This is a genomic window from Parafrankia soli (genome assembly GCF_001854695.1).
In the GTDB taxonomy this organism is placed as follows: domain Bacteria; phylum Actinomycetota; class Actinomycetes; order Frankiales; family Frankiaceae; genus Parafrankia; species Parafrankia soli.
This window is the reverse complement of record NZ_MAXA01000251.1, coordinates 21,993-43,491: the sequence shown is the minus strand read 5'-3', so window position 1 is coordinate 43,491 and position 21,499 is coordinate 21,993. Positions and strand designations below refer to the sequence as shown.

Genomic DNA, 21,499 nt, shown 5'->3' with positions numbered 1-21,499 from the left:
TGAACGCGGCGGTCAACATCCTTCGGGTCGGGCTGGCCCGTCAGGCCGACGAAGCGGCCTGAGAAGCCGACGGCTCCAACCGTCGGAGGAGTCACGGGCTAGAGCCTACGGACGGCCCGGCGGCCGCCGTACGTCACGCCGCGCCCGGATGGCGGGCTCGACGTCCCGGTCGGGTAGCCCGAGGGCGAGATGCGCGGTGGAGTTGTGCCACACCAGATGCCACCGGGGCGGGCCGGTTTCCGAGGCGCGGTGGGACCACCAGGTGATGGACGCGTGCGCCAGCACGAACGCGGCCCGCGGGTCGGGGCCGTTCGGGAGCCCGAGCATTGTCGCGTGCGCCACCTCGACGGTCGCCGCGTGCGTGATGAGCAGGGCTCGCTGGCCGCGGTGGCGCTCCACCATGTGCCGCAGGCCGGCGGCAGCCCGGTCGACGAAGTGGTTCCAGCTTTCCGCGCCGGGGGCGACCGGGTCGTCGGGACGGTCCGCGGGGGTGCCGCCGAACGTGGTCCAGATGTCGGCCCAGGGCTGGCCGTCGGCGCTGCCGTGGCAGGGCTCGGTCAGCCGGGACTCGAGGATCACCGGCATCCGCAGCCTGCCGGCGATGATCTCCGCTGTCTCCTGGACCCGGCGGCGTGGGTCGGCGTACACCGCGTCCACCCGGCGCTCCGTGGTGTGCATGACTGTCAGCCGGCGGGCGGCTCGTTCCGCCTGGGAACGTCCTCGCCTGGTCAGACCGGTGCAGCCGAGATCGCCGCCGGCGATGCCCGCGGTGTCGCAGTGTGCTTCGCCGTGCCGGACCAGCAGCAGATCGGTGTCGGGCATGCGCGTCTCCTCGCGCCAGGGCGGCAGAACCCGCGGCCATGACAACGGCCCGGATCGCCGCGCGCGAGCCGTCTGGCGCCCCGCGACGTCGCTGATCGGACGGCATCGTCCTCACCTGGACCTGTGCCTAGAGTGTGGCGGAGCTTCGGCGCCCCGAACCGCGTGACGCCACCGTGCGGCGCACCCGATCGGAGTACCCCGGCGGGAGCGTTCCGCATCGCGGCCGGCGCGCCGCCCACCGCGATCAAGTCGCCGCCCACCGCGGTCGAGCTGAAGCTCAGAGTGATCGGATCGGGGGTCGGGACGATCGGGCCAGCGCCGACCGCGGATGGCTGCCACCGCCACCGCCGGTGTCACCGTCACCGCGGCCGTGCCGGAAACGACGGCGGCGGCGCTCCCCGCCTGGGGAACGCCGCCGCCGGTGGGCGTCGTTCGGTCAGTCCTTGATCTCGCAGAGAATGGCACCGCTGGTCACGACAGCCCCGACCGCTGCCGCGAGCCCGCCGACGGTCCCGGCCCGGTGCGCGTTGATGGGCTGCTCCATCTTCATCGCCTCGAGGACGACGATCAGGTCGCCGGCCTCGACGGTGTCGCCGTCGCTGACCGCGACCTTGACGATGGTGCCCTGCATCGGGCTGGTCAGCGCGTCGCCGGTGACCTTGGCCGCGGCCTTGCTCGCCGAGCGCCGCCTGGGTGCCGCGGCACCGGCGGAGACGGCCGCGCCGCCGCCCGCGCCGAACCCGGCGGGCAGGACGACCTCCAGCCGCTTGCCACCGACCTCGACGACCACGGTCTCCCGCGGGTCGGTCTCGGTGTCGGCGTCGGTGCCGCCGGCGAACGGCGGGATCGTGTTGTCGAACTCGGTCTCGATCCAGCGGTTGTGCACCCGGAACGGCTCGTCCGCCGCCTCCGGCGCGAACGCCAGGTCGCGCACGACCGCGCGGTGGAACGGCAGCGCGGTGGCCATGCCCTCGACGACCATCTCGTCGAGCGCGCGCCGGGCCCGCTCCAGGGCTTCCTGACGGGTCGCCCCGGTGACGATGAGCTTGGCGAGCAGCGAGTCGAACGCCCCACCGATGACGCTGCCGCTCTCGACGCCGGTGTCCAGGCGGACCCCGGGGCCGGCCGGAGCCGTGAACGTGGTGACGGTGCCCGGCGCCGGGAGGAAGTTGCGACCCGGGTCCTCGCCGTTGATGCGGAACTCGATCGAGTGGCCGCGCGGGGTCGGGTCGACCGGGTCGAGGGCCTCGCCCTCGGCGATGCGGAACTGGGCCCGCACCAGGTCGACGCCGGAGGTCTCCTCGGTCACCGGGTGCTCGACCTGCAACCGGGTGTTGACCTCGAGGAAGCTGATCATTCCGTCCTTGGCGACGAGGAACTCCACCGTGCCGGCACCGACGTAGCCGGCCTCGCGGATGATCGACTTGGACGCCTCGTACAGCGCGGTGTTCTGCTCCTCGGTGAGGAACGGCGCGGGGGCCTCCTCGACGAGCTTCTGGTAGCGCCGCTGCAGGGAGCAGTCGCGGGTGCCGACGACGACGACGTTGCCGTGCGTGTCGGCCAGGATCTGGGTCTCGACGTGGCGGGGCTGGTCGAGGTAGCGCTCGACGAAGCACTCGCCCCGGCCGAAGGCCGCGACGGCCTCGCGTACCGCGCTCTCGAACAGCTCGGGCAGCTCCTCGGCGTTCCACGCGACCTTGAGCCCGCGGCCGCCGCCGCCGAAGGCGGCCTTGATGGCGACCGGCAGGCCGTGCTCGTTCGCGAACGAGACCACTTCGTCGACCCCGGCGACCGGGTCGGCGGTGCCCGGGGCGAGCGGGGCGCCGACGGCCAGCGCGATGTGGCGCGCGGCGGTCTTGTCACCGAGTCGGCGGATGGCCTCCGGCGGCGGGCCGATCCAGGTAAGCCCGGCGGAGATCACGGCTTCGGCGAAATCCGCGTTCTCCGAGAGGAAACCGTAGCCGGGGTGCACCGCGTCCGCGCCGGAGAGCTCGCACGCCTGAAGAATCTTGTCGATTCTCAGGTACGAGTCGCCGGGCGTTGTCCCGCCCAGCGCGTACGCCTCGTCCGCGACCCGGACATGCATGGCGTCGATGTCGGGCTCCGCATACACGGCGACGCTTGAATATCCCGCGTCGCGGCAGGCCCGCGCCACCCGGACGGCAATTTCCCCCCGGTTGGCGATGAGGATCTTACGCACGTTCCTCCCGTCCTCGTCCGGCCTGAGTCTAGGCGAGTCGGGCCGCACCATATTTCTTCTTTGCCATTCCTGCTCTGCCAGCGAGGGTGGAAAGGACCTGCCCCGCCGCCGACGCCATGATCGGTTTTGTCTGGTCACCCGCCCGCGGGAAAGCGTATGCCGCCCGTGCGGGCCGACCGGCTCCAGCCACCGGGCCCGGCCGCGACCCCGCCACGCAGGCGGAACGCCGGGTCGGCCCAGGTGGACCTGACCCGTGCGGGCGGCGCGGCCGGGGCCGACCGTGCGGCCAGGACGGCCACGAGCGCGGCGATCTCCTCCGGGGTCGCGTCCCCGCGGACCAGCCGCAGGTGCGCCCGGCCGGGAAGCTCGTCGGGTCTGTCGGCCACCGGCCGTTCCTCCTCGGTCCTTGGTCGTTCGGTCCTTGGTCGTTCGGTCCCGCGATCCCGGCTCCGGCGGAGTGCCGCGGCCTACAGCGGGATGTTGCCGTGCTTCTTCGGTGGGAGCGTCTCGCGCTTGGTGCGCAGCAGGCGCAGCGCCCGGATGACCTCGCGCCGCGTCACCGACGGCGGAATGACGGCGTCCAGGTATCCGCGCTCCGCGGCGATGTACGGCGTCGCGAAATGCTCGGTATAGTCCTGGATCAGTTCGCTGCGGCGTTGCTCGGGCGCTTCCGAGCCGGCGAGCTCGCGGCGATAGATGATGTTCACCGCGCCGCGGGCGCCCATCACGGCGATCTCGGCCGTCGGCCACGCCAGGTTGATGTCGGCGCGCAGATGCTTCGAACCCATGACGTCATAGGCGCCGCCGTAGGCCTTGCGTGTGATGATCGTTACCTTGGGAACGGTCGCCTCGGCGTAGGCGTAGATGAGCTTGGCGCCGCGCCGGATGATGCCGTTCCATTCCTGCGACGTTCCCGGCAGGAAGCCGGGAACGTCCACGAACGTCAGCACCGGGATGTTGAACGCGTCGCAGGTGCGCACGAAGCGCGCGGCCTTCTCGCTGGCGTCGATGTCCAGGGTGCCGGCGAACTGCATCGGCTGGTTGGCGACGACGCCGACCGAGCGGCCGTCGATGCGCCCGAAGCCGACGATCATGTTCTGCGCGAACTGGGCGTGGACCTCGAGGAAGTCCTCCTCGTCCAGGACCCGCTCGATCACATGGTGCATGTCGTACGGGGTGTTCGGCGAATCCGGGATGAACGTGTCGAGCTCCGGGTCGACCTCGGCCTCGACGTCGGCGACCTCGGTGTAAGCCGGCACCTCGTCCATGTTGTTCGACGGCAGGTAGGACAGCAGGGCGCGGGCCAGCTCCAGGCAGTCGGCCTCGTCCGCGGCCTGGAAGTGCGCGACGCCGCTGCGGGAGTTGTGGGTGGTGGCGCCACCCAGCTCCTCCATGCCGACGTCCTCGCCGGTGACCTCTTTGATCACGTCCGGGCCGGTGATGAACATGTGGCTGGTCTGGTCGACCATGAGCGTGAAGTCGGTGATCGCGGGTGAGTACACCGCGCCGCCCGCACACGGGCCCATGATCAGCGAGAGCTGTGGCACGACGCCGGACGCCATGACGTTGCGGTAGAAGATCTCCCCGTACAGGCCGAGCGAGACGACGCCCTCCTGGATCCGCGCGCCGCCGGAGTCGTTGATACCGACGACCGGCACTCCCGTCCTGAGCGCGAGGTCCATGACCTTGACGATCTTCTCCCCGAAGACCTCGCCCAGGCTCCCGCCGAAGACGGTGAAGTCCTGGCTGAAGACGCAGACCTGGCGGCCGTCCACCGTGCCGTAGCCGGTGACGACGCCGTCGCCGTAGGGGCGGTTGCGGTCCATCGCGAAGTCATGCGAGCGGTGGCGCGCGAACGCGTCCGTCTCCACGAACGAGCCGGGGTCGAGGAACGCCTCGATCCGTTCCCGGGCCGTCATCTTTCCCTTGGCGTGCTGCGCGTCCACCGCGCGCTGCGAACCAGCATGGACGGCCTCGTCGGTCACCGCTTGCAGCCGGGCGAGGCGGCCGGCTGTGCTGTGCGGTTCGGGCGTCGGTTCTTGCGGGGAAGCCGGGAGAGCCATACCGCGAAGCGTACGGCGGTCGGTGGTCCACGTGCTCGATTGTTGTGGAGACCGTCTCACCCGACCTCTGGGAAGGTGGTCCCGTGCCAGTGCATCCCGCCGAATCCCCCGGGCGTCGAACGGCCCCCGCCGCGCCGGCCATCTCGCCCCCTGCCACAGGTCACAGCCCAGCCCCGGCGGTGCCGCCAGGGGCACGACGGCCGCTGGACGCCGACACTCTCCGCCCGCTCGCAGCCCGTCTCGGGCTGGCGCTCGCCGTCGTCGACGAGATCGACTCGACCAACGCCGAGCTCGGACGGATCGCCCGCGGCCTGCCCGGCGCGGTGGGACTGCCCGCGGTCGCCCGCTCGCCCACGGTTACGGACGGTGCCCCGGACGGGCTCGTGCTCGCCGCCGAGCGGCAGACCGCGGGCCGCGGGCGGCTCGACCGCTCCTGGGAGTCAGCGGCCGGCGCTGGGCTCATAGTGTCCGTGCTGGTGCGCCCCGAGATCGAGCCCCGGTGGCTCGGCTGGCTGCCGATGGTCGTCGGCACCTCGCTCGTACGCACGCTGCGCGGGTACGCGGGCGTGCCCGCGGTGCTGAAATGGCCGAACGACGTGCAGGTCGACGGGGCGAAGCTCGCCGGCATTCTCGTGGAGCTGGCCCCGAGCCCGGCCGTGCCGCCGGCGGCCGTGATCGGGTTCGGGCTGAACGTCACCGCCCGCGCCGCGGAGCTGCCGCCGCGCTCCACCAGCCTGCTGCTGCTCGGCGCCGACCCCGCCCGCCTGGACCGATCCGCCCTGCTCGGCGCCCTGCTGACCGACCTCGTCGATGCGTTGGGCCGGTGGGAGGCGGCGCCCGAGCGGGCCCGCGGGGAGTACCGCGACACGTGCGCCACGCTGGGCCGGCGGGTCCGCGTCGAGCTTCCGGACGGGACGTCCACGCACGGCACGGCGACCGACGTCGACGAGCTCGGCCGGCTCATCGTCGACGGCCGGGCGTTCAGCGCCGCCGACATCGTCCATCTGCGCTGACGACGGCTGTGTTGTGCCAGCTGGGGGCGGCCCACCGGTGTGCCGCGGTCGTCCGGGATGCGACGATCAGGCGGTGGCGTTCCCCGACGACGTTCTGACCGACGACGAAGATGTGGTCCTCCACCTGCACCCGCACTGGGGCAGCCTGGTGGTGCCGGCATTCTCCGTCGTCGCCGCGCTCGCCCTCACGACCTTCGGCGTGTTCTTCGTTCCGGACGGCTTCCTGCGTGAGGCGGTCCAGTACCTCGTCCTCGCCCTGGGGCTGGCCGCCATCGGGTACTTCGGAGCGGCCCCCTGGCTGCGCTGGATCACCACCCACTATGTGATCACGACCGAGCGGCTGATGATCCGTGAGGGGATCGTGACCCGCTCCGGGCGCGACATCCCGCTCGTCTGGCTCAACGACGTCTCCTATGAGCAGAGCCTGCTCGACCGGATGCTCAGCGCGGGGACGCTCTCCATCGAGAGCGCGGGCGAGCGCGGGCGGATGGTCCTCTCACACGTCCCGCGGGTCGAGGATGTGCACGCCACGCTGTACGAGCTGGCCGAGGCGGCGGACGGCCGCCGCCGCTCCGGCGGCTGACCGGATCACTGCCGGGCCACGGCTCAGAGTGGGTCGAAGCCGCGCCACCAGGTGATCAGCCCGGCCGGGTCGTCGCTCTGCGCGACGAACGCCACCCGCTCGCTGTCGATCGTCCAGTAGGCGGCGAAGCGGCCGGGGGCGGCCTGGCAGACGAAGGTGCCCGTACGCCGGGACGGCAGCAGGTACGCCTCGGTGCTGGTCTGGCCCGCCTCGCAGGAGCCGACGTCCACGATCGCCGCCGCGCGCCGGGCAGCGTCGGAGGCCACGGCCGCCTCGTCGATGTAGCCGAGCACGAGGACGTCTGCCGGCGGCGTCCCGGAGGCCGCCACCCCCGGCACGCACCGTAGCGCGGCCTGGACGCCGGCCGCCCGCGGGTCGGCCGGGTCGCCCGATCCGCCCGGGGCGGCGGCCTCGGTGGTCGCCCCCCGGCAGCCGGTGATCTCGAACGAGGACAGTCGGGCCRCCAGCTCGCGCTCAGGGCCGTCCAGGTCCGCCGGCTCGGGCGAGGTACTCGTGCCCCGGGGGGCCGGTGGCGCGGAGACCGTCGCCGGCGGCTGTGATCTCCCGGTGTCCGGGTCAGCCGAGGTGGACGGCCCGCCGGCCGCGCGGGCGATCAGCACGCCCGCCGTGGCGACGGCGGCCAGGGCCAGCCCGCCGGGGATCAGGACGCGCGTCCGCCCGCCCGCCGGCAGGAGCCGCCTCATCGGCGGATGGGGTCAAACGTCTGCCACCAGGTGACCAGCCGCTTCGGGTCGGAATCCGAGGCGGAGAACGCGACCAGGTCGTCGTCGATGGTCCAGAAGGTGATGAAGCGCTGGGCGAACAGGTAGCACAGCCGTGACCCGCCGTTGGGCTCCAGCGGCGAGTTCCACTCCTCGGAGCTCTGTTGGCCGTCGTCGCAGTTGCCGACATCGGTGTAGTAGGTCTCGCGTGCCCCGATCTGGCGGTCGAGCGCGGAGTGGTCCGGGAAGTGGTAGGCCGTCACCGTCACGCCTTCGGCGCCCACGCACTGCAGCGTGGCGTCCGCGTAGGCGCCGTCGCTGACCGGCGGCGTCTCGCAGCCCGTCATCGTGACCGGGTTGAGCAGCGAGCGCAGGGTGTCCTCGGGGCTGCTGGTCTGCGGCGTCGGCTGCTGCCCCGCCGGGGCTTCACCGGGGATGTCCGTGGGGACGCCCGCGGCCGCGGGCGGGATCGAGGTGGCGGTCGTCTCGGCGCTGTCGTCCCCGCGGGTCGCCAGCACGATGCCGATGACCGCGCCGATCACGATCACGGCGGCCACGGCGGCAATGATGATCACGCTGCGGCTCGGTCGGCCGGCCGGCTCGGGCACCTGACCGCCGTCGCCGGCGGGCGGGAGCCCCGATCCGGACGGGTACTCCGAACCGGCCGGGTACCCGGAGCCGGCCGAGAAGTCGGAGCCGGCCGGGTACTCGGATGAGAACTCGGACTCCGGCGAGCGGCGGGACCCCGGCGGGGGGTCGCCGGCCGCGCCGTCCCTGGTCATCGTGATGTCGGGCGGGATCGCCGGCAGCAGACCGCCGCCGGACGGCGAGTCGAGGTAGCTGGGCGGCGGCACCGGCCAGACGGGCCCGTCCGTGATACGGCCGGGTGGCGGCAGCATCGGGCGTCGCATGGTGAACGACTCCCTGGGCGGCGGCGGCAGCGGATGCGGCCCGGTCAGGGCCGGGAACTCGGAAGACCGGTCCTCGTGGTTCCCGCGGTCGGACGCGTGGGTGGCCGGCTCGTGGCGAGTGCTCTCGGCGCGGCCGGCGTCGGCGTCGGCCGCGGCCGTCAACCCGGGGCCGTCCCCGGCGGGGGAGTCCGCCCGGTCCGGGACGGCGGGGGGCGGCCCCGGCGGGGCGAGTCGGTAGGTCAGCTCGTCGTCCGGCGGCTTGACCTGGGCCTCGGCCGGCGTCGGCGACGCTGCGGGCCCGGGGTCCTCCGCGGCACCGGGACCACCGGGGGAGCCGGCCCACCCGGTGGGAGCGCCGGCTGGTCCTGGGGGGAAGGGCGTTCCGGGCGGGTTCCCCTGGCCCGGTGGGATCGGCGGGAGGTCCGGCCCGGGCCTGCCGGGCGGCCCGTACGGGGCCGGCTGCCGGTACAGGTGCCGGCCGTCCGGCACCTGCCCGTAAGGCGACTGGCCATACGGCGGCTGGCCGGGCTGGCCGGGCGGGATCTGGCCGGGGGGCAGTGGCTGGCCGTACGGGGCCTGGCCGGGCGGCAGCGACTGGCCGGGTGGCGGCTGGCCGTAGAGCGCGTGCGGCGCCGGTGGTCCGAACTGCCCGGGCGGCACGGCCGGGCCTGGCGACCCGGGCCCCCGGGGCGGTCCGCCCTGGCCGGGTGGCACCGGCGGCGGGGGCGGGAAGCCACGGTCACCGGGGTGGGGTGGGTAGACGGTGCCGGGCCCCGTGCCGGCAGGCGGCCATCCCGGCCCGCCCGGTCCTCCCTGCGCGGGCGGCTGCGGACCGGTGTGCGGACCAGGGCGCAGACCCGGGAAGCCACCGGGAGCGGGACCGCCGCCGAACGACACCGGACCACGCGGAGGCACCGGCGGGCCCGGAGGCGGTCCGGTCCACCCCGATCCGCCGGGCGGCGGGGCACTGAGCGAGAGGCCGGTCCGCGCGCCGTCCGGCCTCAGTATCTGCGTGCTGTCCAGCTCGTCCTCGATGTCCGCGGCGGTCTGCGCGTCGTCACGCGACGAGAGCGGGCCTGCCGGCGGCTCAGGGACGGGCGACACGCCGTCGTCGCCGGGGCCATGGCTGGGCACGATTCCTCCCGAGAGGGGATCTGGCCGGAATAGATGCTGCCGGGACGGATGATGGCACCATGCTGATGATGCCGCGCGTCACAGGGTAGGCACACGGTTCCGCCGGATCGTCCCGAGGCGTCCCGACCAGGGGCCTGTTGCGCCGGTGACGGGCCGTCCGCGGCGGGCGCTGGGCATCCGGCRGGAGCCCGGCGGGGATCCGGGCGCCGCCGCCGGATGCCGGCGACCGCTCAGCCTCGCGGGATCGGGTCGAACTTGGCCCACCACTCGTACAGCGCGGACGCGTTGTCGTTCAGCGCCATGAACGAGACCTGATCGCGGTCATAGGTCCAGAAGATGAAGAAACTGTTCTCGTAGTAGTAGCAAAGGGCCGTGCCCTCGGTCTGACCTTCCTTGAAATTCCACGTGAAGATGTCGGGGTCACCGGATGCGCAGTCACCCTGGTCCTCGACCTGCGTCTTCCGGAACTCGACGTCGTTGTCGAGGTGCGAGGCGTCCACATAGTGGTAGGCGGCGACGAGCTGGCCGTTGTCGGCGGTGCAGAACAGCGAGGCGTCGATGTCCTCGTCCTCGCCGCCCGGGTTCGCCTCACAGTCGGTCATCGTCGTCGGGTCCAACTTCGCGAGCAGCGCCGACTGTGCCGCCGTGAGCGCGCTGGAGCTCGCCGACGGGGACGCCGACGGCGACGGCGACGCGCTGGTCGGAGCCGTTGACGGGCTGGCACTGGGGCTCGTGGAGGCGGACGGGGTCAACGATCCCGAGGCGACGGGCGGCGACGGCTTGTCGTCGGAGCCGCCGGTCGCGACCAGCGCGACCGGAATCGCGATGGCGAGTGCCACGGCCGCGGCCACCGCGATGATGATGATGTTGCGGCGCTTGTTCGGGTCGGGCGCGCCGGGGCCCCCCGGGCCGCCCGGGTAGCCGCCACCGGGCGGGTAGCCCTCGTAGCCCTGCTGGCCGTAGCCGGGCTGCTGGTAGCCCTCGGTCTGGTAGCCCTGCTGGCCGTAGCCGGGCTGCTGGTAGCCCTCGGTCTGGTAGCCCTGCTGGCCGTAGTCGCCGTAGCCGGGCTGCTGGTAGCTCTGGCCCGTCTGGCCGTAGCCCTCCGCGCCCGGCGCGGCGCCGTAGCCCGGAGGGAAGGCCTGGGTCTGCTGGTAGCCCTGCTGCCCTGGCGGGTTCTGCTGGCCGTAGCCGTCGTATCCGGGCTGGCCGTATCCAGGCTGCTGGTAGCCCTGCTGGCCCGACTGGGGCTGGCCGTAGCCCGCGCCCGGCTGCTGCGCGTAGCCACCGGTCGACCCGTAGCCGGGCTGCTGGTAGCCGCCGCCCTGCTGGTAGCCGCCCTGCTGGTAGCCGCCTGCCGCGCCGCCGTCGACGCGCCGCGTCGCCTCGTCACCGGGGTGCGCCGCGTAGCCGCCGTCGTTCACGAGCCGGGTCTCGGCGTCGTCGCCGTAGCCCTGGCCACCGCTGTCGACCCGCCGAGTCTCGGCGTCCGGGTCCTGCGAACCCGGGTTCGGTGGCTGCATGACGTTCCTCCTGATGTGCCTATGTCGCCCGCGTCGACGGTCGGCATGGACCGTGGCCGGCGGTGGAGCGGCGGTACCTGAGACCGCCCCGCGGGACGGCGCCGTATGGGCTGGGCGCCGAGGCGCCGGGCGTTTGCGGGCGCCCGGTCGTCCCCCGTCTCCGAAGGGCGTCGAGCGCGTGCCCGCGGAGGGTCTTGTGAGGGTTCGACACCAGGCGCCGGCTCAAGCGTAGGAGCTCCGTGTTGATAACGAAGGCGCGGGTCGTATTTCGGACATGACTGATCGGTTCTGGTTCTCGCACCGTCACAGCACGGAGCGGATGCGTCGCCGATCTCCCGCGGACCTGTCCCGCTGTTGTCCCACCGCCGCGGTCTCCAGGTGGCCCGCTACGGGCGGGCCCGTTTCGGAGCTGGCCGGGCCCCGTGGTCAGCCGCGGCTGGCGTAGGCGATGATCACGTCGTCCACGACGTGCTCGATGAAGGCGGAGTCGACCGGGTCCCCGGTGATGAGCAGCCGCTGCAGGATCAGCGCGGTGCCGATCTCCATCAGGATGGCCGGGTCGGCCTCCGGGGTTATCTCGCCGCGCGCGATCCCCCTGGTGATGATGACCTCGGACATCATCTTGCGCTGGCTCCACATGCGCTCGCGCACGGCGGCACGCAGCTCCGGATTGCGCGGCATCTCGGAGACCATCTCGGCCATGATCCGGCCCTGCTCACTGCCGACCAGCTCATGGAACGCGGTCAGGAACAGGATCATCTCGGTCCGCAGCGAGCCGCTGTCGGGGATCTGCAGCGTTTGTTCGGTGAACTGGGTGATCGAATCCATCACCAGTGCGACCTTGGACGGCCAGCGCCGGTAGATGGTGGCCTTCCCGGCCTTGGCGCGGGTGGCGACCCGGTCCATGGTCACGCCGTCGTAGCCGTGCTCGGCGAGTAGCTCGAGGGTCGCCTGGCGGATCGCGCCGTCGCGGCTCTCGTCGCGCGGGCGACCGCCCGGCCGGGGCGATGCGAGCGTCGGCCGCGTCACGGCGCACCCTCCTGGCTCTCGAACCGGCTGCGCGGCGGTCCCGGTGAGCGAGTCACCACTGGTGGAGAACCGGGCACGCTGTGCATGGGCTGGCCTCGAGAGCCTAGCGCAGCCGGGCGTCAGGAGAACTGATCGGTACCGGAACCCCGTGGTTCTCTTAGAGTCCCGATGGGATGAGAACGGGACAGGGCGCCGTTCGGCGCCGGGTCGCGAAGAACCCGGAGCCTTGCGGCGCCCTGGGTGGATCAGGCCTGGCCGGCGGGCTCGGGGACCCGGTCGGCCTTCACCGGAGGTACCGCCACCTTTGGGTGGTCCGGGTGCAGGAAGACGTATTTCTTGTACGCCCAGAAGCGGAAGACCGTGCCCAGCCCGGTGCCCAGGACGTTCCCGAACAGGTTGAACGCGAGTACGCCCTCGAGGTGGAGCACGTACTTCGCGAAGCCGAGGCAGGCCAGCGCGATAGCCAGCCCGACCGCGTTCAGGATTACGAAGAGCGTGTACTCCCGGCGCAGGCCCGTTCGGGCGCGGTGGTTGAACGACCATTGCCGGTTGCCGACGTATGAGCAGGTCGCCGCGACCACCGTCGACACGGTCTTCGCACTGAGCGGGCCCATCCCGAGAAGGGTGTGGCACAGGTTCGAGACGGCGAAGTCGATCACGTAGCAGACCGCGCCGACGACGCCGAACTTGCCCACCTCATGGATGAGGACCTGAAGTGGTGAACGTGGAACCCGATGGCTCACCACGGGCGGCGCCGATCGACTTCGAGAACATCGATTTTGACCACCAGGAGAGACTACCGACGACCTGCGCGGCGCCATCTGCCACCCCCGAATGCGCACTCCGCCGACGCCTGTCCGGTCGCCGTCCCGAATCGTCCGTTTACCAACTGGCGTCCGTTCCTTGCGGGGAACCGCGCCCGCCGCCCGGGCGCTCCGCCGGGTTCGCCGCCCTGTGGCGCCTGTCATCGTGCCCCGGCCGGGCCAGGTGCGCCGGCCGGGAGCGACGCCTCGGCGCGGCCAGGGCAAAGACAACGTCAGGTGACGGGTCACTGCCTTAGTGTTCCCACCTGTGCGCTGCGTGATACGTCGGCACTCCTGGGCGTGTCCGTGATCCGATGCACCTGCCCGATCGCGGCAGATGGGTGGCGGTGGACGTCCCGTCCACTGCATTCTTGTCAGAGTGGCAAGCCTCCGCGGCGGTGACGCCGTGTGAGCGACGTAACCGACGGAGGTGACCCCCCGGTCATGAGCGCGCCCGAAGAACTCGGACACGCCCAGGGCACGACCGACATCCTGCTGGCACGTGCGGCGAGCTTCGCCGCACGGCGCCGCGTGGCGGGCGGCGGCTCGGCCCGGCCGGCCAGCCCGGCCACCGGCGTGGCAATCGTGGCCTGCATGGACGCCCGCATCAACCTCGAGGCGATCTTCGGCCTCGCGGAGGGCGACGCGCACATCCTGCGCAACGCCGGCGGGGTGGTGACCGAGGACATCGAGCGATCGCTGGCCGTCAGCCAGCACGCACTCGGGACCACCGAGATCATCCTGATCCACCACACCAGGTGCGGCATGGAGACGCTCACCGACGACGGCTTCCGCGCCTCACTGGCCGAGCGGACGGGTGTGCGCCCGACGTGGCGGCTCCAGTCGTTCACCAGCGCCGCGGAGGACGTCTGGCGTTCGGTCACAGCGCTGCGCTCGTCACCGTTCCTGCGCGCGTCGGCCTCGGTGCGCGGGTTCGTGTACGACGTCGAGACCGGTGAGCTCGATGAGATCACCGAGAGCCCACAGTCGGCCGCGTCCGCGCCCACCCAGGCGACCGCCTGACCCGCGCGGCTGAGCCCCGGCTGGCTGAGCCCCGGCTGACGGTCAGGCCGGTGGACGGCCGAGCGCGTAGTACGCCCACCCGGCCTGGCGCCAGGCCGGGCCGTCGAGCGCGTGCCGGCCGTCGACGACGACCCGCCCGGTCACCCGCGGGGTGAGCGCGTTCGGGTCCAGGTCGCGGAACTCGGTCCACTCGGTGAGCACCGCAAGCGCGTCCGCGCCGGTCGCCGCCTCGTGCGCGGACGGCGCGTACTCCAGCTCGGGGAAGCGCCGCCGGGCGTTGGCCATCGCGGCCGGGTCGTACACGACCACCCGGGCGCCGGCCCGGTGCAGCTCGGCGGAGATCTCCAGGGCGGGTGAGTCGCGGATGTCGTCCGAGTTCGGCTTGAACGCCGCGCCGAGCACCGTGATCCGCCGGCCCTCCGCACGGCCCCCGAGGGCCCTGGTGATCAGGGTGACGGTCCGCTCCCGGGCCCGCAGGTTGATCCGGTCGACCTCGGCCAGGAAGCTCAGTGCCGGGCCGGCGCCGAGCTCGGCCGCCCGCGCGTGGAAGGCCCGGATGTCCTTGGGTAGGCAGCCGCCGCCGAAGCCGATCCCCGGCCGCAGGAACCTCCCGCCGATCCTGGCGTCGTGGGAGAGCGCCCGCGCCAGGCTCGTCACGTCCCCGCCGGCGGCGTCGCAGACCTCCGACATCGCGTTGATGAAGGAGATCTTGGTCGCCAGGAAGGCGTTCGCCGCGACCTTCACCAGCTCGGCGGTGGCGTAGTCGGTGACGATCACGGGCGTGCCGGCCTCGATCACCGGCGCGTAGACGGCCCGCAGCACCGCCTCCCCGCGCCCGCCCGGCCGGACGCCGAAGACCAGCCTGTCCGGGCGCAGCGTGTCGTCGACCGCGAACCCCTCGCGCAGGAACTCCGGGTTCCACGCCAGCTCGACTCCGCCCGGCGCCGGCTGTGCCGTCCGTGCCCGGCCTGTCCCCGTTCCGCCCGGCGCCGCCTCGCCCGTCCGGGCACCGCCCGGCCCGGTGCCGCCGGTTCCCGCTGCCAGCCGGCGCGCGAGCCGCTCGGCGCTGCCCGCCGGCACCGTCGACTTGCCGACCACGAGCGCGTCCGGCCGCAGGCCGGCGCGGATCAGCGTCTCGACGGCCGCGTCCACGTAGGTCATGTCGGCGGCGCCGTCACCGGCCCGCTGCGGCGTGCCGACACAGATGAAGTGGACGTCGGCCCACCCGGCGACCTCGGCCGGGTCGCAGGTGAACGACAGCCGGCCCGCCTCCAGGTTCTTGCGCAGCAGCTCCTCGAGCCCCGGCTCGAAGAACGGCACCTCGCCCGCGCCGAGCCGGCGGACCTTGTCGGCGTCCGTGTCGAGCCCCACGACCTCATAGCCCAGCTCGGCCATGCAGACCGCGTGCGTGGCAGCCCGTCCCGACCACGCCGATGCGGCGGACGGCCGGCAGGTCACCCGTCATGAGCGGCCGGGGGGGACCGCGGGTAGCCGGTCACGTCGTCGCTACCGCCGCCGGGCATGCGCGTCGACGGGGTCGATGGGACGAACCCCGGCCGGCAGGGCTTCGGTGAGTGGCCCCGGCACGGACCAGTCCACCGCGGTGATCCGTTCGCTGTCGGCCCGGCGGGCCAGCGCCGCCGGTTCGATGCTGGCCAGGTTGCGGCACAGCACGACCGACGCGCCGCTGACCAGCGGGATGAGAATCCCGGTGAGCAGGCCGACGGCGGTGGCGGGCCCGGCCGCGGTGAGGATCCGGTCGTCCGGGCCCAGCCCGGCGCGGAGGGCGGCGCTCTCGGCGATGCGGATCAGCCCCGCCTGGCCCGCGGGCGGCGGCGGCGCCGCGTAGCGGTCGCCGTGCGGCGGCACCTCGACCGCGTAGTCGAGCACGCCCGGCACCGGACGCCGCAGCCGGCCACCGAGCGGACGCAGCGACAGCGCGACGATCTCGTCGACGCCCAGTCCGGTGGCGATCTCGAGCCGGTCCTCGCTGACGAAGACGACACCGAGCTCCTCCGGAGCGGTGCCTGCGCCGGTGTAGCCGTCGGCGCCGGTGGCCGGCGACCCGGCACCCTCCGCTCCCTCGGCTCCCTTGCCGCCGGGGCCGCCGTCCGGCGTCTCCGGGCCGACGGCGACATGCACGTCGAGCCCCGCCGACCAGGCCGCCAGCAGGATGACGCAGGTCGTCCAGTGCGCCGGCAGGTCGACGCCCACCGTGTCCCCGGGCGCGAGGCCGACCGTGTCACCGAGCAGGTTCGCCGTCTTCGCCACCCAGTTGTCCAGCGTCGTGGTGGAGAACTCCACCCGCTCGCCGGTGGCGTCGTCGTAAAAAGTGATCATCGGACGCGCCGGGTCGCGCGCGAGCCGCGCGGCGAGTGCGGCGGCCACCCCGGGGAACCGCGCGGGCGGCGCGTCGGGCGGCACGGAGCCGTCGGGAAGGATCGACGGTGCTGGGACGAACCGGACGTCCAACAGTTCTGGTCTCCAATCCGGTCGTTCGTCGGCGGGCGGGCCCGGCGGTGGTCGGGTTCCGGCGAGCTGAGCGCCGGCGATCCGCCGCGGGCGGTAACGCTACCGACTCCCGTCCCCAGCTCGGACGTTCACAGGCACGACACGGCGCGGACGCCGTTCGCGCACCGGGATCGGGCCCTCTCAGCCGGGTTCGGCGGTCAGGGGGTGCAGGAGGTGTCGGCGGGCACCGGCACCGCCGACGCCGTCCCAGCGGCGGTGCCGGGGAGCGGCGTCGTGCCGGCGGCCGCGGTGCGGTCGGCCGTCGTGCCGGTGGCCGTCGTGCCGGCGGACGCTGTGCCGCTCGGGCTGGCGGAGGGGGAGGCCTGCGCCGTTCCCCCCGGCGTGGTTGCCCCCGGCGCGGCGCCGGCGGCCACGGAGACGCCCGGCGCTGTGGGCGATCCGGAGCCGCCGCCGTTCTCGGCCGTGACCCGCATCGGGCCCACGATCGCCTCCAGGCCGGCCGGGTCGTGCAGGAGGACCATGCCGTGCGGCGGGATCGTGCCCATCTCGTCGACGGCGCCGGCCGAGGGCAGCGGGACATACGTCGGGATCGTGATGAACCGCAGGCCGCCCGGGCCGAGCTCGCTGATCCGCTTCGCCAGCCGGAGCATCTCCGTCTGGGTCAGGCTGTCACTGATCTGCAGCGCGCCACCGACGGCGCCGAGCAGACTGGTGATCCGCGCGGGATTGGTGAGCACACCGGCGCTCGTCGCCGCGTCGAGCAGCCGGGAGAGGAACTGCTGCTGGCGCAGGATGCGCAGCCGCTCCTCGCCCAGCGCCTTGCGGGTGCGGACGAACGCCAGCGCCTGGTCGCCGTTGAGCCGGTTCTCGCCGAGCTGGCCCCGCCACCCCGACTCCCGGTCCCGGAGGTTGCGGGTACTGCCGTCGGGCAGCGGCCGGACGCATACCGTGACGCCGCCGACGGCATCCGTCATCGCGCGGAAGCCGGCGAGGTTGATCGAGACGGTGTGGTCGATCTTGAGCCCGGTGAACGCCTCGAGGGTCGAGATCAGGCCGGGCACGCCCGCGAGCGGGATGACGTCCGCGATTTTCGACAGGCCGTCCGGGGCGGTGGCGGCGGCCGCGGGCACGACGGGCACGAGCGTGTCGCGCGGGAAGGACACCAGCGTGACGGAGCGGTCCGCGTCGAAGTGGGCGACGATCGTCGTGTCCGCCCGGATGCCGCCCGGGTCGCCGAACTCGCCGTGGGTGCCCTCCCGGCTGTCGTTGCCGAGCAGGAGAACGTTCAGGTCGCCCGGGACCACCGCGGGCCGGGCGCCGGCGACGGGCGTCCAGTCCTTGCGGTCGATCGCGCTGTCGAAGTGCCGGTAGGCCGCCCACCCGACCGACGTGGCCCCCAGGACGCACAGCGAGATCATCGCGACCAGCGTGACGGACAGCCGGCGCAGCGGCGAGCGCCGCCGCCGGACAAGACGCGGGCTCAGCTCCGGTGGCAGCGCGGCGTGCGACCCGATCGCGGGCGTCGGTTCCGCGAGGCGCGCCTCCGTGAAGTACGGCTCCGTGAAGTACGGCTCCGCGGAACGCGGCTCTGGGAGGTTCGGCTCCGCGACGCGCGCTTCCCGGAAGTGCGGCTCGCGTGGGCTCGGTGGACGCCAGGTCGCGGGCGCGGGCGGCTCGGCCGCATCCGACCTGGTCAGGTCGGATCTTTCGGCTGAAAGCTCGTCTCTCGGGCGTCTCATCGCAGACTTCAGACGCCCGGTGATGGCCAGTGGTTGTTTGGGGTGATCCGAGGGTGGTGTGTGACGCCCCGCACATTCGCGCCGTTCGCCGGCGCCGTGGGCGGCCCGCGGATAGAGGGCGCCCACGGCCGGATCGGCGCGCCGCCGGTCAGGAGGTGCAGCCGGTCAGTACGTGCCGCCGGTCAGTACGTGCAGCCGGTGGTCAGCTCGGTCGCCGTCACCGGGGCGGTCGGCCTGGTGGGGGCTCCGAACAGGGTCGAGCCCGCCGGGCCCGTGGACCCCGTCGAGGCGCTGCCCGGTGCCGACGGGCGCATCCCGGAGACCGCTCGGGCCCCGGCCGCGGGGACGCCGGTCGCGTCCACCTTCTCGAACGACTCGCCCAGCACCAGGGAGATCCGGTCGGCCAGGTCGTCGTCGCGGACAAGCCTGGCGTCGGGCACGACGGCCCGCACGGCGCGCGCCGCCGCCTCGCCGCCGGGCCCGTACCGCACCTCGCTGGTCTGCAGCGAGCCGGCGGGCCAGTCCCGCGGGGTTCCGACGCGGAACCCGAGACCGGCGAGGTCACTGCGCACGGCCGCGGCGAGCCCCCCGATCCGCGCGGCGTTGAACACGTCGACGGAGACCTCGCCCGGGGGCGACGCCGGCGGGGTGGGGACGGCCGTCGGGCTGGTGCCGTCCCGGCCGCGCAGCGGCGCCAGGAACGCGTCAAGCTGCGCCTGGTCGTAAAGCTGCACGGAACCGAACCGGGGCAGCTCGCCGAGCGCGTTCCCGCCCTCGGCCGGCGACGGCGCGTGCACGGGGATCGTCACGAACCTGATCTGGTCGGAGCTCATCGACCCCATCCGCTTCGCGAGCAGCCGGAGATCCTCGATGTCCGTTCCGTCATCGATGGTCAGGGCCCGCGTCACCGCGCTGATCAGGTTCTCCAGCCGGGCCGGGTTCGTCAGCACGCCGTCGCTGGTGGCCTTGCGGAAGACCGCCCCGATGAACTGCTGCTGCCGGCGGATGCGGTCGAAGTCGTTGTCGGGCAGGCCGTGGCGCTGGCGGACGAACGAGAGGGCCTGGTCGCCGGTCAGGTGGTTCTCGCCGACCCGCCCCCGCCACTGGGACCACTCGTCACGCAGGTTCGTCCGCCGTCCGTCCGGCAACGCCTTCACGCAGACCGTGACCCCGCCGATCGCGTCGGTCATCTCGCGGAACCCGGCGAGGTCGACCGACACATAGTGGTCGACGCGGATGTCGGTGAGATTCTCGATGGTCCGGACCAGCAGCGCCGGGCCCCCGATGGAGATCGCCTGGGTCAGCTTGTCCCGGCCGTGCCCGGGGATGCGCACGAGGGTGTCGCGCGGGAACGACACCAGGGTCGTCGTCCCGTTCGCGTCGAGGTGGGCGAGGATCGTGGTGTCCGAGCGCTGGCCGGCGACCTCGCCGCCGCGCTGGAACTCGCCCCCGGTGCCGGCCCGGCTGTCCGAGCCGACGAGCAGGAAGTTGGTCGTCCCCTCGACGGGGCTTGCGGGCCGGTCGCCGTCCAGGCTCAGCCGCAGCCGGTTGATCTGGCGGTCGAAGTGCTCGTAGACGGCGAACCCGCCGACGGCGAAGGCGAAGATCAGGCACGACAGGATGGCGGAGACGACGACGGCGAGCCGCGACGCCACGCCGCGCCGCCGACCGGCCGACCCCGGGAGCCACCCTGACCCGTGGCCGTGGCCGTGGCCGTGGCCGTGGCCGTGGCCGAGGTCGTGACCGAGGTCGGTGCTGTGGTCGTGGTCGGTGGTGTCGTCGTGAACGCCGTCCTGGGCGTGGTCCTGACTCTGCTCCAGGTGCTGCTCCCGGGTTCGGGCGTCCGAGCCGGCCTCGCCCGGGTTCCGGCGCTGGAGCCTGTCCCAGCCGCCGCGGCGCTGGTTCGGTCTCGGTTCGGTGAGCTCGGCCTCCGACCCGTCCTGGTCCGCGTGGGTGACCTCGCGCTGGCGCGAGCGTGCGCGCGGCCGTGACCTCGGCCGGCGCCGCCCGCCCGCTGCGGGGTCGGAGCCGGTACGGGGCGACTCAGGCCCCTGTCGAGGCCCTGTCGAGGCGCGCGGTCCAGCGCCGGTCACCGCGTCCCCCCTCTGTGGTGTGCCGGGTATCTCGGCGTGCCTGTCGGTCGACCGGCCTGCCCGTCGGACGGCTGGCACGCCGGTCCGCGGTGGCGGCGACCCGCACCCCTGGTTACTCAACGTACCCGGAACGTGATGGCGTAAGCGCTCATGGGTCGGCGTCCGCGCGGACTTGTCGAGGGAGAAGGTCGATGTGGAGATCTGGCTGTGGCGTGCATCACGTTTTGGTTACCTTCAGTCAGGGCCTGTCTCCTGGAACGACCCACGATAGGGTTTCGGATCATGAAGGCACTCGTGCTCGCCGGTGGCTCCGGGACCCGTCTTCGGCCGATCACCCACACCTCCGCCAAGCAACTCGTGCCCGTCGCCAACAAGCCGGTGCTGTTCTACGGGCTCGAGGCGATCCGCGGCGCCGGGATCACCGATGTCGGGATCATCGTCGGCGAGACGGCGGCCGAGATCGAGAACGCGGTTGGTGACGGATCGCAGTTCGGCATCACCGTCACCTACATCCGCCAGGAGGCGCCGCTCGGCCTGGCGCACGCCGTCCTCATCGCGCGGGACTTCCTCGCCGGCGAGCCGTTCGTGATGTACCTCGGCGACAACATGATCATCGGTGGGATCTCCGGGCTGGTCGAGGAGTTCCGCCACACCACCTCCGATGCGCTCATCCTGCTCACCAAGGTCGACAACCCCTCGGCGTTCGGCGTCGCCGAGCTCGGCGCGGACGGCCGGATCATCCGGCTCGTCGAGAAGCCCGCCGACCCGCCGAGCGACCTCGCGCTCGTCGGCGTCTACATGTTCGGTCTCGCGATCCACGAGGCCGTCCGCTCGATCAAGCCCTCAGGACGCGGCGAGCTCGAGATCACCGAAGCGATCCAGTGGCTCGTGGACGGCGGCTACGACGTCGCGCCGCACCTCGTCGAGGGCTACTGGAAGGACACCGGCCGGCTCGACGACATGCTGGAGACCAACCGGCACATCCTCGAGTCAATCGAGCCCGCGATCCACGGCACCGTGGACGAGCACAGCACCATCGTCGGCCGGGTGGTGATCGAGGAGGGTGCGTCCCTGGTGCGCTCGACGGTGCGCGGCCCGGCGATCATCGGCCGCGGCACCCGGCTCGTCGACACCTACGTAGGCCCCTTCACCTCGATCTACCACTCGTGCGTCGTCGAACGAACCGAGATCGAGTACTCGATCGTGCTCGAGCGGGCCACCATCCGCGGCATCGGCCGCATCGAGGACTCCCTGATCGGGCGGGACGCCGAGGTCGTACCGTCGAGCGCTCTCCCCAAGGCGCACCGCCTGATGATCGGCGACCACTCCAGGGTCTCGGTCGCGACCAGCTAGCAGCAGAAGGACCCGACTC

Annotated in this window: 18 protein-coding genes; 5 read left to right on the top strand and 13 right to left on the bottom strand. The window is 73.0% G+C overall.

Annotated features, from left to right (window positions below; translation table 11 throughout):
- Window positions 1-105: 105 nt before the first annotated feature.
- From BBK14_RS28615 to BBK14_RS28600, 4 genes are all read right to left on the bottom strand, one after another.
- The gene (locus BBK14_RS28615) at window positions 106-822 is read right to left on the bottom strand and encodes a histidine phosphatase family protein (protein ID WP_071066307.1); all 717 of its coding nucleotides are present in this window, start codon (window positions 820-822) and stop codon (window positions 106-108) included.
- A 436-nt stretch (window positions 823-1,258) separates the two neighbouring features.
- A complete protein-coding gene (locus BBK14_RS28610; protein WP_071066306.1) occupies window positions 1,259-3,022 on the bottom strand; it encodes an acetyl/propionyl/methylcrotonyl-CoA carboxylase subunit alpha in 1,764 nt (587 codons plus the stop codon).
- A 134-nt stretch (window positions 3,023-3,156) separates the two neighbouring features.
- A complete protein-coding gene (locus tag BBK14_RS28605) occupies window positions 3,157-3,408 on the bottom strand; it encodes an acyl-CoA carboxylase epsilon subunit (protein ID WP_020463358.1) in 252 nt (83 codons plus the stop codon).
- Window positions 3,409-3,489: 81 nt separating this feature from the next.
- Window positions 3,490-5,085 (bottom strand): acyl-CoA carboxylase subunit beta, encoded by a 1,596-nt coding sequence (locus tag BBK14_RS28600; protein WP_071066305.1) that lies wholly within the window; start codon window positions 5,083-5,085, stop codon window positions 3,490-3,492.
- Window positions 5,086-5,168: 83 nt separating this feature from the next.
- Between BBK14_RS28600 and BBK14_RS28595 the strand changes: the two genes are divergently transcribed.
- Together BBK14_RS28595 and BBK14_RS28590 are read left to right on the top strand one after the other, a co-directional pair.
- Window positions 5,169-6,098, top strand: coding sequence for a biotin--[acetyl-CoA-carboxylase] ligase (locus tag BBK14_RS28595; RefSeq protein ID WP_083391313.1), 930 nt, complete (start codon window positions 5,169-5,171; stop codon window positions 6,096-6,098).
- A 73-nt stretch (window positions 6,099-6,171) separates the two neighbouring features.
- Window positions 6,172-6,681 (top strand): PH domain-containing protein, encoded by a 510-nt coding sequence (locus BBK14_RS28590; protein ID WP_071066304.1) that lies wholly within the window; start codon window positions 6,172-6,174, stop codon window positions 6,679-6,681.
- Window positions 6,682-6,704: 23 nt separating this feature from the next.
- Here the strand turns inward: BBK14_RS28590 and BBK14_RS28585 are convergent, their stop codons facing one another.
- The 5 genes from BBK14_RS28585 to BBK14_RS28565 form a co-directional block, all read right to left on the bottom strand.
- Window positions 6,705-7,385, bottom strand: a complete 681-nt coding sequence (locus BBK14_RS28585; protein ID WP_071066303.1) for a hypothetical protein — start codon at window positions 7,383-7,385, stop codon at window positions 6,705-6,707.
- A complete protein-coding gene (locus BBK14_RS37890) occupies window positions 7,382-9,448 on the bottom strand; it encodes a hypothetical protein (protein ID WP_131802440.1) in 2,067 nt (688 codons plus the stop codon). The genes BBK14_RS28585 and BBK14_RS37890 overlap by 4 nt, the downstream gene beginning before the upstream one ends.
- Before the next feature lie 230 nt (window positions 9,449-9,678).
- Window positions 9,679-10,968 (bottom strand): hypothetical protein, encoded by a 1,290-nt coding sequence (locus tag BBK14_RS28575; RefSeq protein WP_071066301.1) that lies wholly within the window; start codon window positions 10,966-10,968, stop codon window positions 9,679-9,681.
- A gap of 426 nt (window positions 10,969-11,394) precedes the next feature.
- Entirely contained in the window at window positions 11,395-11,997 is a 603-nt protein-coding gene (locus tag BBK14_RS28570) for a TetR/AcrR family transcriptional regulator (protein ID WP_020463351.1), read from the bottom strand.
- Between the two features lie 245 nt (window positions 11,998-12,242).
- Window positions 12,243-12,818: a GtrA family protein gene (locus BBK14_RS28565; RefSeq protein WP_241831914.1), complete on the bottom strand. Its 576-nt coding sequence runs from the start codon at window positions 12,816-12,818 to the stop codon at window positions 12,243-12,245.
- Between the two features lie 426 nt (window positions 12,819-13,244).
- Here BBK14_RS28565 and BBK14_RS28560 point away from each other — a divergent pair, with 426 nt between their 5' ends.
- A complete protein-coding gene (locus BBK14_RS28560) occupies window positions 13,245-13,823 on the top strand; it encodes a beta-class carbonic anhydrase (protein ID WP_071066300.1) in 579 nt (192 codons plus the stop codon).
- Window positions 13,824-13,865: 42 nt separating this feature from the next.
- Here BBK14_RS28560 and BBK14_RS28555 read toward each other — a convergent pair whose 3' ends face one another.
- The 4 genes from BBK14_RS28555 to BBK14_RS28540 all read right to left on the bottom strand — a co-directional run bounded on the left by BBK14_RS28555 (window position 13,866) and on the right by BBK14_RS28540 (window position 19,689).
- The gene (locus BBK14_RS28555) at window positions 13,866-15,218 is read right to left on the bottom strand and encodes a UDP-glucose dehydrogenase family protein (protein ID WP_071066299.1); all 1,353 of its coding nucleotides are present in this window, start codon (window positions 15,216-15,218) and stop codon (window positions 13,866-13,868) included.
- A gap of 111 nt (window positions 15,219-15,329) precedes the next feature.
- Window positions 15,330-16,295 carry a TIGR03089 family protein gene (locus BBK14_RS28550; protein ID WP_071066298.1) on the bottom strand — a complete coding sequence of 322 codons (966 nt, stop codon included), beginning with the start codon at window positions 16,293-16,295 and terminating at the stop codon, window positions 15,330-15,332.
- A gap of 197 nt (window positions 16,296-16,492) precedes the next feature.
- Window positions 16,493-18,034 (bottom strand): LCP family glycopolymer transferase, encoded by a 1,542-nt coding sequence (locus BBK14_RS28545; RefSeq protein ID WP_071066297.1) that lies wholly within the window; start codon window positions 18,032-18,034, stop codon window positions 16,493-16,495.
- 182 nt (window positions 18,035-18,216) lie between these two features.
- The gene (locus tag BBK14_RS28540; RefSeq protein WP_241831913.1) at window positions 18,217-19,689 is read right to left on the bottom strand and encodes an LCP family protein; all 1,473 of its coding nucleotides are present in this window, start codon (window positions 19,687-19,689) and stop codon (window positions 18,217-18,219) included.
- A 42-nt stretch (window positions 19,690-19,731) separates the two neighbouring features.
- Here BBK14_RS28540 and BBK14_RS40785 point away from each other — a divergent pair, with 42 nt between their 5' ends.
- Complete coding sequence (locus tag BBK14_RS40785; RefSeq protein WP_241831912.1) at window positions 19,732-20,025, top strand: hypothetical protein; 294 nt, start codon at window positions 19,732-19,734, stop codon at window positions 20,023-20,025.
- A gap of 384 nt (window positions 20,026-20,409) precedes the next feature.
- On the top strand, window positions 20,410-21,480 hold the full coding sequence (locus BBK14_RS28535; RefSeq protein WP_071066295.1) for a glucose-1-phosphate thymidylyltransferase: 1,071 nt from the start codon (window positions 20,410-20,412) through the stop codon (window positions 21,478-21,480).
- The last annotated feature ends 19 nt before the right edge of the window (window positions 21,481-21,499 follow it).